The organism is Zoogloea sp., from assembly GCF_030157465.1.
GTDB lineage: Bacteria > Pseudomonadota > Gammaproteobacteria > Burkholderiales > Rhodocyclaceae > Zoogloea.
This window is the reverse complement of record NZ_JAOAUU010000058.1, coordinates 251,530-263,664: the sequence shown is the minus strand read 5'-3', so window position 1 is coordinate 263,664 and position 12,135 is coordinate 251,530. Positions and strand designations below refer to the sequence as shown.

General features: G+C 62.1%; 10 protein-coding genes and 1 riboswitch. Of the genes, 6 read left to right on the top strand and 4 right to left on the bottom strand.

All coding sequences use genetic code 11. The features are described 5' to 3' along the window. Positions 1 to 568: 568 nt before the first annotated feature. Positions 569 to 1,864 (bottom strand): helix-turn-helix transcriptional regulator, encoded by a 1,296-nt coding sequence (locus Q1W26_RS07775; protein ID WP_300438079.1) that lies wholly within the window; start codon positions 1,862 to 1,864, stop codon positions 569 to 571. Between the two features lie 299 nt (positions 1,865 to 2,163). Further along, the gene (locus tag Q1W26_RS07770) at positions 2,164 to 2,364 is read right to left on the bottom strand and encodes a hypothetical protein (RefSeq protein WP_300438076.1); all 201 of its coding nucleotides are present in this window, start codon (positions 2,362 to 2,364) and stop codon (positions 2,164 to 2,166) included. Between the two features lie 115 nt (positions 2,365 to 2,479). On the opposite strand from Q1W26_RS07770, the gene Q1W26_RS07765 reads away from it, so the two are divergent. Next, the gene (locus Q1W26_RS07765) at positions 2,480 to 5,155 is read left to right on the top strand and encodes a cation-transporting P-type ATPase (RefSeq protein ID WP_300438073.1); all 2,676 of its coding nucleotides are present in this window, start codon (positions 2,480 to 2,482) and stop codon (positions 5,153 to 5,155) included. Between the two features lie 17 nt (positions 5,156 to 5,172). Here Q1W26_RS07765 and Q1W26_RS07760 read toward each other — a convergent pair whose 3' ends face one another. Then, entirely contained in the window at positions 5,173 to 5,952 is a 780-nt protein-coding gene (locus Q1W26_RS07760) for a class I SAM-dependent methyltransferase (RefSeq protein WP_300438070.1), read from the bottom strand. A 311-nt stretch (positions 5,953 to 6,263) separates the two neighbouring features. Between Q1W26_RS07760 and Q1W26_RS07755 the strand changes: the two genes are divergently transcribed. Both Q1W26_RS07755 and Q1W26_RS07750 read left to right on the top strand, forming a co-directional pair. Beyond that, positions 6,264 to 6,611: a hypothetical protein gene (locus Q1W26_RS07755; RefSeq protein WP_300438067.1), complete on the top strand. Its 348-nt coding sequence runs from the start codon at positions 6,264 to 6,266 to the stop codon at positions 6,609 to 6,611. 18 nt (positions 6,612 to 6,629) lie between these two features. Further along, positions 6,630 to 7,040 (top strand): hypothetical protein, encoded by a 411-nt coding sequence (locus Q1W26_RS07750; protein WP_300438064.1) that lies wholly within the window; start codon positions 6,630 to 6,632, stop codon positions 7,038 to 7,040. 197 nt (positions 7,041 to 7,237) lie between these two features. On the opposite strand, the gene Q1W26_RS07745 is transcribed toward Q1W26_RS07750, so the two are convergent. Further along, entirely contained in the window at positions 7,238 to 8,431 is a 1,194-nt protein-coding gene (locus Q1W26_RS07745) for a sensor domain-containing diguanylate cyclase (protein WP_366143644.1), read from the bottom strand. A 951-nt stretch (positions 8,432 to 9,382) separates the two neighbouring features. After that, positions 9,383 to 9,603, top strand: a riboswitch (cobalamin riboswitch). Positions 9,604 to 9,814: 211 nt separating this feature from the next. On the opposite strand from Q1W26_RS07745, the gene Q1W26_RS07740 reads away from it, so the two are divergent. From Q1W26_RS07740 to Q1W26_RS07730, 3 genes are read left to right on the top strand one after another with little or no spacing between them, the layout of a single operon-like run. Beyond that, positions 9,815 to 10,453 carry an energy-coupling factor ABC transporter permease gene (locus tag Q1W26_RS07740; RefSeq protein ID WP_300438060.1) on the top strand — a complete coding sequence of 213 codons (639 nt, stop codon included), beginning with the start codon at positions 9,815 to 9,817 and terminating at the stop codon, positions 10,451 to 10,453. A gap of 3 nt (positions 10,454 to 10,456) precedes the next feature. Next, positions 10,457 to 11,263, top strand: a complete 807-nt coding sequence (gene cobM / locus Q1W26_RS07735; RefSeq protein ID WP_300438058.1) for a precorrin-4 C(11)-methyltransferase — start codon at positions 10,457 to 10,459, stop codon at positions 11,261 to 11,263. Beyond that, positions 11,260 to 12,126 (top strand): sirohydrochlorin chelatase, encoded by an 867-nt coding sequence (locus Q1W26_RS07730; RefSeq protein ID WP_300438056.1) that lies wholly within the window; start codon positions 11,260 to 11,262, stop codon positions 12,124 to 12,126. The genes cobM and Q1W26_RS07730 overlap by 4 nt, the downstream gene beginning before the upstream one ends. The last annotated feature ends 9 nt before the right edge of the window (positions 12,127 to 12,135 follow it).

Here is a 12,135-nt window from a genome sequence, read left to right as displayed (position 1 = left end):
AAGTGCATGTGCGCTGCGCGATTCTGAATACGTTCAACCGGCTTGGCATGCCGGTTACGGTCGCTCAGGCCTGAAGTCCGTCTGGGGTTGGAGTTACTTGGCTTGAGCTAGAGTTATGCAACAACGCCGTTACGACGTGCAAAGAGCTTGTCTTACGTCCCTGCGGAAGTTTTGTGATGCCCGTGAGTCGCTGGGAGAGCTTGATACAACGAGTAGCCGGTTTTGGTTTGGTGGATAGAGTTTGCCGTGCTTTTTGCCACGTTGAAAAATCCACCCTTGGCTGACCAATTTACGAATCAAGCCGTCGATTTCTTTGTTGGAGCAATATCTCATCGCCTATTTCGGTATTCGGGGAGGGAACTCCCTCCCCGTGATTTGCCGTCCGTTACTTGCGTGGCGGGTTATTACCGCGGCCACCGCCAGATGGATAGCCGGTTTTGCTTGGGGCGTTGTCGAGATGGAATGTCATAATGCTTCTCCTAAAGTTTGGCTCGGAGTGATGAACGAATGTGCTCGTCCGAGTCCTGTCGGGCACAATCGGTTTGATGCTGGAATTGGTGTGTGGCGGCTAACTAGTTTCCGGGGCTAACCACGATTGAATCTCTTCTATGGCTAGCCGAATATCCGAATGACGCCATGGTGCTGTCACCAGTTCTCCCGAGGCGAGTTCTTCCTCCAAGCGAATCCGATAACGAATTCCACGTGGAATTAGGCGGTCGGAATAAGGTGGTTCTAGGTGAAGATCAATGCAGTGATCTCCTGCAACTCGCCAATACTGACGTGGGTAAGCAGCGAGTTTTGGCTCCAGCCGCTCTCGAAGGTCTGCCAGCAGCCGGCTAACCACCAAGTAATGGCTACTGCTTTCACGAGCGAAGTCTTCCTTGGTGCGAATATGAATTTCGTCCAAGCGGCCAGTGACTAGTTCGGTTCCGGTGGCTTGACCATAACTACCTTCATGTTCGGTAACTATCAGGCGTAGCTGCTCTATCTTCTGCGGTGATGTTGGGGCCTCAAAGGCTGAAACGAAGTTGTATGTCCTGCGCGCCCAATCGGTAAGCGGATCGGCAATTAGGTACTCGTCCCGCCAAGACTGAGCTACCCAGCGAAGACCGTTCGCATCGGGCTGGCAACGCACAAAATCGATGCGCATCAGGTCGCGGTGCGATGGGCGAGATATTTCAATGCGATACCAGTAGCCATCGCGCCATATTCGGATCGTGCCGTCAGTGGCGGTTTCGTTGAAATCTTCCTCGACCTGCTCTTTGATGTGCCACCTGATTTGCCCCGCACCATGAAGGATGTCGGAGCGATTACATACGCGTGAGGCAATCGTGATAAACCAGTGCCCCTTCAGGTTCGCGGGTGTTAGCAGTTCGGATTCGCTTAATCCGGTATAAGCGACGAGATCAGCAATTTCTGCTGGATTACGACCAAGCTGAACAGCTTCAATGCGCTCGCTGATATCTTCTGCCAGCCATTCAATTCCTTCATCTTGGCTTGAAGCATTTAGATTGGATAAGGCGGAAAGCAGTGCCTGGTTGTCACCGTTGGCAATCTGCTCACCGATCAGTTTGGTGATTTGCTTCAGGTAGTCGGCAGAGTCAGGAATCTCTTTGCCTTCGAGAAAAGCGAGCGAAACGTCGAGAGCTTTAGCAATGGCCTCGGCGGTTTTCCTGCTCGTGCTCCCTGTGCGCTCAATGCGCTGATAGTTGGCCGTCAGCGTCGCTTCGGAACTTCCTCGGCCCCAGTTCGGATAATGGGTGGAGATGGCGTTGGATAGCTCGACGAGGGATAGCCCCTTTTCCTTCCGCAGGCTACGTAAGCGCTGCTTGTCGAGCTTGAATGATGGTCTGCCTCTGGTCATGCGTCCTCCGTTTGTTGAGTCGCATGATCACGCTTTTAATTAATGCTGTAAATTGAGCATAAATACAGCATTTAAAATGCTATGCCTTGGGGGGGTTCTATAAATAGTTGTAATACAGAATTGCCGGTGAGCGTGACTTGCCGCTGGGATGGTATTGACCGTCGCTTCGCAGCAGTTCCAGATGGCCTTGAGCGAGAGCCATATTGCATGGTTCTGTCCAGGATCAGGGAGAAAGGAGCTACAGCGAAGCGGAAGAAAAACAAGAAGAACAGGACCGGACAATGTCCAACCACATCCTACTACCCCATCTCAACCAGTTCCTTCGGGATCAGCAGTTCATCTGGCACATCACTGCCAATTTCAATCGCCCTACGACCTATGCGGCAGGAAGGGACAAGATCAAAACTTGGGCCTCCTTCGTTGATCGCAAACTGCATGGGCGTCTTTACTACCGGAAGCCGATAGAGCAGCGCTTGTTCTTCGTCGCGGCGTTGTTGCATAACCCTCTGGCCGGCCCCCTCCCGACACCGACGTGTCCGATTTGCGCCTTTGCGGGGGGCGAAGTCCGGCCTAAAGTACGAAGAGTGGCCGGCGCCCTGCCCGGCCTGTTTCGCCATGAAACTCCACCAGCTCTCCGTTTCCGAAGCCCTCGCCAGCGTGCGCAGTTCGGCGCAGGGGCTGGCTGCGTCCGAGGCGGCGGCGCGGCGGGTCGAATACGGCCCCAACCGGGTCGAGCCGCTGGCGCGGGAAGCCGCCTGGCTTCGGCTGCTGAAGGAATTTACCCACCTCTTCTCGATCATCCTGTGGATCGCCGCCGGGCTGGCCTTTCTGGCCGACTGGTTCGATCCCAGCCAGGGCATGGCCCGCGTCGGCTGGGCGGTGGTGCTGGTGATTCTCGTATCCGGGCTGTTCTCGTTCTGGCAGGAAGTGCGCGTCGAACGCACGCTGGCGGCCTTGCAGGGGTTGTTGCCGCAGCAGTGCGAAGTGCTGCGCGACGGCGCGGTGGCCCGGCTGGCGGCCGAGGCGCTGGTGCCGGGCGACGTGGTGCTGCTGGCCCAGGGCGACAACGTGCCGGCCGATTGCCGGCTGATCGAGGCGTTCGGGCTGCGCGTCAACCGGGCCACCGTCACCGGCGAATCGCGCCCGCGCAGTTGCGACGCCGCGCCGTCCGCCGAAGAACTGGCGCTGGCCGCCCGCAACATCCTGCTGGCCGGCACCTCGGTGGTGTCAGGGCAGGGGCGGGCCGTGGTGTTCGCCACCGGCGCCCACACCGAGTTCGGGCGCATCGCCCACCTCACCCAGGCCGCCGCCGGCGAGGATTCGCCGCTGCGCCGCGAGATCGCCCGCCTGAGCCGCAGCATCGCGATCCTTGCGCTGTGCATCGGCGCGGCCTTCTTCGTGATCGGGCAGATGGCCGGGGTGCCCTTCTGGCGCGACGCCATCCTGTCGCTGGGCATCATCATCGCGCTGGTGCCCGAAGGCCTGCTGCCAACCCTGACGCTGTCGCTGGTCCTCGCCGCCCAGCGCCTGGCCCGCAAGAACGTGCTGATCCGCCACCTGCCGTCGGTCGAAACCCTCGGTTCGGTGACGGTGATCTGCACCGACAAAACCGGCACCCTCACCGAAAACCGCATGCGCGCCAGCCGCGTCGTGCTGGGCCTTGAGGCGCTGGATGCGGCTGCGATGGCCACGCGGCCCGATCTCGTCGCGGCTCACCCGCTGTTCTTCCGGGTTGCCCGGTGGTGCCAGGATCTGACCGAAACCCGCGACAACGGCCACAGCCGCTTCGACGGCGACCCGCTGGAAATCGCCCTCGTCGAGATGAGCGCAGCCTTCGCCCCGCCGCCGCCCGCCCGCAGCGAGGAATGGCCCTTCGACTCCGAGCGCATGCGCCAGTCGGTGCGCTACCCCGATGCCGCCGGCCCGCTGCTGGTGTGCAAGGGCGCACCGGAAAGCGTGCTGCCGCTGTGCGAAACCATCCTGCTGCCCGCCGGCCCCGCGCCCCTCGACACGGCCACCCGCGCCCGCCTTCAGCGCGCCCAGGACGACATGGCCGAAGCCGGCCTGCGGGTGATCGCCCTGGCCGCCCGCCGCCTGCCGGCAGAGTGCCCGCCGGGCCTTGAAGAGCAGGCGCTCGCCCTGTGCGGCCTGGTCGGCATTGCCGACCCGCCGCGAGCCGGCGTGGAGGCGGCCATTGCCACCTGCCACAGCGCCGGCATCAAGCTGATCATGGTGACCGGCGACAACCCGCGCACCGCCCTGGCCATTGCCCGCCAGATCGGCCTTGTGCGGGGCGATGCGCCGGGCGTGATCACCGGCCCCGAACTGAGCCGCCTGCACCCGGCCCCGCTGCAACTGGCGCTGGATGCCCCCGAAATCCTGTTCGCCCGTGTGGCCGCCGACCAGAAAATGCGCATCGTCGAAGCCCTCAAGGCCAAGGGCCACGTGGTGGCCGTCACCGGCGACGGCGTGAACGACGCCCCGGCCCTCTCCGCCGCCCACATCGGCATCGCCATGGGCAAGAGCGGCACCGACGTGGCCAAGGAAGCCGCCGACATGGTGCTGCTCGACGACCACTTCGCCAGCATCGTCAATGCCATCGAGGAAGGCCGCGCGGTGTTCCAGAACATCCGCAAGTTTCTCACCTACGTGCTGGTGCACAACGTGGCCGAGCTGGTGCCGACGCTGGCCTTTGCGCTGTTCCACATCCCCCTGCCCCTCACGCCGGTGCAGGCGCTGGCCATCGACATGGGCACCGATTCGCTCACCGCGCTGGGCCTGGGCGTCGAACGGGGCGACCCGGGGCTGATGCGTCGCCCGCCCCGCCCCCGCGGCGAACGCCTGCTCAGCCTTGCCGTGGCCCTGCGCGCCTATGTTTTTCTGGGGCTGTTCGAAGCGGCCGCCGTGCTGGCGGCGTTCTTTTATGTGCTGGACGCGGGCGGCTGGGCCTACGGCACCGATCTCGCCGCCAACGATCCGCTCTACCGCCAGGCCACCACCGCCAGCTTTGCCGCCATCGTGCTGCTGCAGATCGTCAACGTCTTCCTGTGCCGCAGCGCCTGGCGCTCGGCTTTCAGCACCGGGCTTGGCGGCAATCCGCTCATCCTGTGGGGCGTGGCGCTCGAAGCCGGCCTGCTGGTGCTGATCAGCTACACCGCGTGGGGCAACGCGCTGTTTGGCACCGCGCCGCTGCCGCTGGAAGTGTGGTTGTTTTTGCTGCCCTGGGCGGCGGGCATGCTCGCCATCGAGGAAGGGCGCAAATGGCTGGTCCGCCGCCGGTCGGGCCGCTAGGGGCTGCCCGCGATGGCTCAGGCCACAACGGGCACCAGCGGTGTCAGCCGGGGGCCGGGCGCGGCCTTGCGGGCGATTATCACGATGTCGCGCCGGAAGCGTTTGGGCGCGAGCCGGTAGGCCAGGCGCAGCAGCCTCTTTTTTAGGCTGAGCACGGGCCACGGGTAATAGCGGTAGTCGATCGAATGCACGACGAAGCCCGACGCCTGGAGAAAGCGCACCACCTCCCGCGCCGAATACTCCCGCACATGGCCCATGTGCCCGAGGCTGCGCAGCTTGCCGAACTCCTCGAGCGGATCGGCAACGCTGTGGCCGCGCAAAAAGCGCCCCAGGCTGGGCAGCGAATACACGTTGGGCGTGGTGAGCAGCAGCGCCGCGCCCGGCCGCATCACCCGGTTGAGTTCGCTCAGCACGAAGGCCGGATCGATGCGCAGGTGTTCGAAGGTTTCGCAGAGCATCGCGCAGGCGAAGCTGTCGTCCCCGAAAGGCAGCGCGGCGCGTTCGATGTCGCAGGGGCGCACATCCAGCCCGAGCTGCTCGATGAACGGCCGGACGCGCTCCGGTTCCAGGTCGACGCCCACCACCGGATAGCCGGACAACTTGAGCAGCGCGGTCATGTGGCAGGGCACCGCGCCGATCTCCAGGATTTCACCGGCCGGCGCCAGCGCCTGGATCAGGCCAAGATCGGCCAGGTAACGCTGTTCGTGGCTGCGCAGGTTGTGGCTGTGCAACAGGCTGTCGGCGCCCCGGTTCATGGCGACGGTTGCCCGGAGCATTTCGATGGGGGTCAGCGCCAAGGGCCACCTCTTCTGGATGTGTGCGTGGGAAATGCGGCAAAAAACTGCGTCGAGCCGGGCTCAGGGCGCACTCTACCCCGGGCGGTTTCAAGTCTGAAATACAAACCCGATCGGGTGAGATTTGCGCTGCACGGTGCGGCGCAACGGCAGTAATATCCCTTCGCCACCCGGCGATGTGCCGGGCAAGGAATAACAACAGCACAACAAGAACCGCCATCGATGGCCGAATTCAATTCCGCTTTCCGGCTCGCTGCTTCCGGGCGCAGCCGCAATCGAATAAATGCCCACAAATAAAAACCATGAGCGCCACCATGCAATCAGCCGCTGTCGACACCATCAACTTCAAGGATTTTGACAAGGGCGCTGAGCCCTTTGCGCAGGCATTGCGCTCGCTGGGGTTTGACTGGCAAATCGCAAGAACGGACGTGCTGAAAGGCTTCTTCAAGGTCCACGACAGCAGCGCCCAGCTATTCTTCCGCATTCCTGCCGCCGGCAGCGGCCAGGGCGCAGACGCACCCACCGAATTGTCAGTCGTGTCCGATGTGTGGTCTGGCGTCAGCGAAAGCCTTGCCGTCATCAGAAGCAAGCAGCCCGGAAAACTCATCAAGGTTCGCAGCATGCAGCTCGAAGGCAACGTGCTCACCTTCACCGTATCGTAAATACTCAGGAGAAGAGATTTGACAGATCAAGTCACCAAGGTTTTTGAACACGGCGAATTTGCCATCTGGCATGTGCCCCAGGCCAATGGCTACGTCTATGAAGCCGCCGGAATCGTGATCGACGGCGACAATTACGAAGACTGCCCGTTTGAAAGCACCTACGACGATGCGCTTAATGCCGCCTGCGAACTTTACGACGTCGAGGTTGGCACCATCAGCGCTCCGCTGCCCGTTGTCTATTCCAATACGCTGTTCAGGGTTTACAAAACCCCCGCAGACGAATTCCTCTATCGCTTCTGCGACGATGACGATGGCGAAGAGCCCACGGACATGAATGTCCAGCAACACCCCGGCGACTTCTACAAAAGAAAGGAAGACGCCGTGATCGCCGCGTTTGAGAAAGACCTTGAGGCGCGCAGGCCAGGCTGAGTGAAGAGGGCAAAAATCCACTCAATAGCAATGTCGATCTGTAGGGGCGACTTCAGTCGCCCCTACAGAAATCATCCGTGAATACCGACTACACGCTCAGCCCGAACGGTGGCAAGTAAATCAAAGAGCCGGATTAATAAACCCCGGCCCCCGCTGCGTTGCTTCCGGGGCTGACGCAGCAAATCCTCAACGGCCGGTCAGGCCAGGGCCACTCTGTTTCGCCCGAGATTTTTGGCTCGATAGAGCGCCGCATCGGCCCGCTTCAACAGGTTTTCGGCGGTTTCTCCGCTCTGATGCTGGGCAACGCCAATACTGATGGTAATGGGCGGCAAATGGGCAACCCGGGTTTTCTCAATCGCTGACCGCAAGTACTCGGCCAGGCTGGCGGCATTTCCCAGATTGGTCTGTGGCAGCAGAACGATGAATTCCTCGCCGCCCCAGCGGCAGACCGTATCTGTCTCCCGGACCCGGGCCTCGAACGTTTTTGCGAGCAAGGTCAGAACCTCGTCGCCTGTATCGTGGCCGTATTGATCATTGATGGCCTTGAAATAATCTGCGTCCATAAGCATGAGGCAGTAATTCAGGTCATTGCGACGCTTTTGACGGTGTGTATTTTCAAGCAGGTGCAAAAAATGACGCCGATTCCACAGACCTGTCAGGTGGTCTCGCGAGGCGGCGTTTTCCAGTTCGCTCTTGAGGCGCTTCTGCTCCGTCACGTCGTGGATGATGCACAGCATGAGCCGCCTGCCTTCAAGCTCCAGCGGGCCGGCATAGGTCTGCACGTCCCGCAGGCTGCCGTCGGCGAGCCGGTGGACGAAGTTAAGAGGTTTGTGGCCACCCGGCAGTTTGGCGACCTCATGCATGATGGGCACGATCTCCCGGCCCGCGGCATTGATATCCCAGGTGTATTTCCGGCAGAACGCCTCCCGGGAATATCCATAGAACTGCGTTGCAGCCAGGTTGGCATCCACGATCTGACCATCGTTGGCCGGGTCGATGAGCAGCATGGGAGCGCTGATGGCATGAAACAGCGTCTCATAAAAGCCGTGCCCGCCCTGATCGCCGTGGGGCTGAACGGCTGTTTGCGGCAAGGACGACAGGACGCCTTCCACCAGGATTTCCTCGGTGTTCAGATCCGGTTTAAGCAGGGACAGACGGCAACTCATGGGTGTCGTCTGCCCGTCCCTTTTAACCGTCCAGATTTCGATGACTTGCTCCCGTGCGCGAAGTGCCGGGAGATAGGCCGCCAGGTGTTCTTCGGCGTGGGCGGACTGACTTCCATGGCGCAGACCTGCCAGGTCGATTCCCGACGAGAGTTCTTTCGCCGCAGCGTTGGCGAAAATGACTTCCATCCTTGTTGGCAGCACAATCCAGACCGGCGTGCTAAGCATATTCAATGCTATATGTGCGTTCATCGTCGGTGTTGAAAGTGCCTTTGGGGTAAAAGTCTGCGCCACAGAGAAAAATTCTCGGCGGTCCCGATTCTAGCGGATAAGGCTTGACCTTGAATGCCTGCTTGCTCATCAAATTGCCGGAGCAGGAAGGCTTGAACGGCCGTTCGGACAGGAGAGGTAGAGTGGCGTCTCCCGCAGCTATGACCGGCTACTCAAAAATGCTCCGCGGCCGATATTCGTGTTTGCGGGGTAAGACTATGGATCGGGTTGATATTCCATATGGTTCGCGGCACGATGCATGCGTAAATACCATTCTTCGACAGCTTTGTCGGGAGGCAGCGCAATGCCACACATTCAAAACTTTATGCCAAGGCTGCGGGAAGCCCTGACGGCCGTCTGTTCATTTCCACGTTAGCCATAATGTCTTGCAATAAGTGCCAGGATCTATGTATCCGGTTTCCAATTAGCCAGCCTCATGAATTGCGCCGGGCAATAGAAATCTCGAAGCAGAATGTCGAGGATGGCACTATTTGCGAAGTGCCGGACACGCATTCGGTTTCTCAAGTCTCTTTTTCCGATCTTGCTGCAGGAAAGCCGTGGGGCGACATGGTGATCCTTCGTTTTCGGTGCAACTCATGCGGCGAGGTATTTACGTTGCATGCTGAGACTTATCACGGTAGTGGCGGGTCTTGGGAGCCTGAAAACAGGTCGGTTGTCCGGGAAGGCCTCTGAGCTTTGGATGGCGGGAATTGGGACACCCATTTGACGGCTTCGGCTCGAAACCCGCAGTTCCCCAGCTGGATTGCACCCGATCACTCCGGCCCCAAAACCCCTCCGGAATAGAGTGGCAAACCCCGCCATTGACCCCCACGCCTGCGTGCGGCCCCGGGTTTCTGGGGTGTTCCGCGATGCGTTAAGCGCGCTTGCATGCTTTCAGAACATGCGGTTAGACTTCGCGCCGTTACGGGTGCCGACTCCGCTTCTGCGGGGAAGGTGAAACGGGAAGTCCGGTGACGTCGGGAGCATGCTCTCCCTGACCATTCCGGCGCAGCCCCCGCTGCTGTAAGCCTGACGAATCTGCTCCACGCCACTGTGTGCTCGCACACGGGAAGGTTGGCAGAGGAGGATGAAGGCGAGCCAGAAGACCGGCCTGTGACGTTATGGTGTGGTATTGGCCCCGGGGTGTGGGCAGAGCCGACCGATGGGCTTGCCCGACCATTGACGTCCGTCCCGTTCCCGTTGCGTTTCCCGGAACTGCTCCCGCTCCTGGTCTGCGCCTGCCCGGCCTTCCGGCCACCGGTCCGTTTTCTTGTTGTTCGCGGCTTCTGCGCGCCCCGATGTCTTGCCGCACTTCGTCCAATCGTTACGAAGGAAAGCACAATGCACATCGAACCGGGGTACGTCGCCAGTGCCAAGATCCTCGCCGCCAACATCGCCACCGTGGCGCTGCTCGGCAGCCAGTCCGTTCATCTCCTCAAGCGGCCGCAGCTCATCGTGCGCAGCCTGATCGCGGGGGTGTTCTTCACGTTGTTCATGCAGGCCTTCCACCTGCCGGTGGGGCCGTCCGAGCTGCATTTTCTCGGTGCGATGCCCCTCTACCTGGCCTTCGGCTTGCTGCCCGCGCTGTTCGGTTTTGCCCTCGGCCTGCTGGCCCAGGGCCTGATCTTCGAGCCGACCGATCTCGTTCATCTGGGCGTCAACACCCTGTCCCTCGCCGTGCCGCTGATGCTGGTGCATGCCACCCTCGGCACGCGCCTTCAGGCGGCCAGGGCGCGGCTCGACGTGCGCAGCATCCTCAAGCTCGATGCTGCCTTCTACGCTGGCGTGACGCTGATGGTCGGCTTCTGGCTGGCCATCGGCGAAGTGGCGACGCCGCTCGCGGCATGGCTTGCGTTTGCGTCGTCTTACGCCGCCATCGTGCTCGTCGAGCCCGTGTTCACGCTGCTGGTGCTGCACGCCATCGTCCGCCGCCAGCACAGCGCCGCCGTGCGCTTCTGCTTCCAGCCGCAGGCGCTCTGAGCCATGACCGGCAAGGTCTGGTTTGTGGGCGCCGGCCCCGGCGACCCGGAGTTGCTCACCGTTAAGGGGCGCCGTTTGCTCGAAGAGGCGGGCGCGATTCTTTACGCCGGTTCGCTGGTGGATCAGGCGGCCACCCTGTTTGGCCCGGCCGGCTGCGTCATCCGCGATTCGAAGGACATGACCCTCGAGGAGATGAGCGCCTGGCTGCTCGAGCAGAGCGCCCGCCATGCCACCGTGGTGCGCCTCCAGACCGGCGATCCCGGCCTGTATGGCGCGCTCGTCGAGATGACCCGGCCGCTGACTGCGGCCGGCATCGAGTGGGCGGTGGTGCCGGGCGTGTCTTCGGCCTTTGCCGCGGCGGCGGCGGCCGGCGAAACCCTGACCCTGCCGGAAATTACCCAGACGGTGATCCTCACCCGTGTGGCCGGGCGCACGCCCATGCCGCCGGGCGAGGAACTCGAAGCCCTCGCGGCCCATCGCGCAACGCTGTGCATCTTTCTGTCGATCACGCTGCTGCATGAAGTGCAGCGTGCCCTGCGGGCCGCCGGCTGGCCCGAGGATGCGCCGATCCTGGTCGTCCAGAAAGCCAGCTGGCCCGGCGAGGAAAAGATCGTCCGCGGCACCCTCGCCGACATCAAGCAGCGCTGCCAGGCCGGGAAGATCGCCAGCCAGGCCATGATCATCGCCAGCCCCGCCCTGGGCGCCGCCGACTGGCCGACCCTCGCCCGCTCCAGGCTTTATGACCCGGCCTTCGCACACCGTTTTCGCAAGGCCACGGTCGCAGCCCCCAATTCGGAAACATCCGCATGAATAGCCTCTCCATCCTGCTGGTCGGCCACGGTTCCCGCAACCGGGACGGCAACACTGAAATCCTCCACTTCGCCGCCCAGTGGCGTGCGCGTCACCCCGCCTGGCGCATCGAAACCTGCTTCATCGAACACGCCGAGGTGCTGCTCGACGCTGGCCTCGACCAGGCCGCCCGCGATGCCCGCCGCGTGCTGGTGATTCCCTTCATCCTCAACGCCGCCGGCCACGTCAAGATGGAACTGCCGGCCGCGATCGAGGCCGCCCGGGCGCGCCATCCGGCGGTGAGTTTCAGCTGCACCCGCCACCTGGGCATGGGCCGGGAAATCCTCAAGGTGCTGCAAGGCCAGCTCGATTGCCTGATGAAGGCCCTCGACATGCCCGACCCGCAAACCACCGGCGTCATCCTGCTGGGCCGCGGCTCGTCGGATGCCGGTGCCAACGGCGAGCTGGCCAAAATGGCGCGCTGGCTGTTCGAGGACAACGACTTCGAGCTGGTGGACCTGGCCTTCACCGGTGTCACCTGGCCACGCCTCGAAAGCGTCGTCCAGCGCCAGGTCCGGCTGGGCATGACGCAGATCTGCGTGGTGCCGGTGTATCTCTTTACCGGCGTGCTGATGGATCGCATCAAGGCGCAGGTGGAACGCCTGCGCGGCCAATACCCGCAGATCGCCTTTGCACTGGGCACGCACTTTGGCTTCGACAAGGGCATTTTCGAGCTGCTCGACACCAAGGTGGCCGGGGCCGAGCTGCCCGAAGGCGGCCTGCTGGAGTGCGACGGCTGCAAGTATCGGCAAGCCGCCGAAGCCGAACACCTGCACGACCACAGCCACACCCACGTGGTGCATCACGAGCACGCCCATGTCTGATCTGTCGGG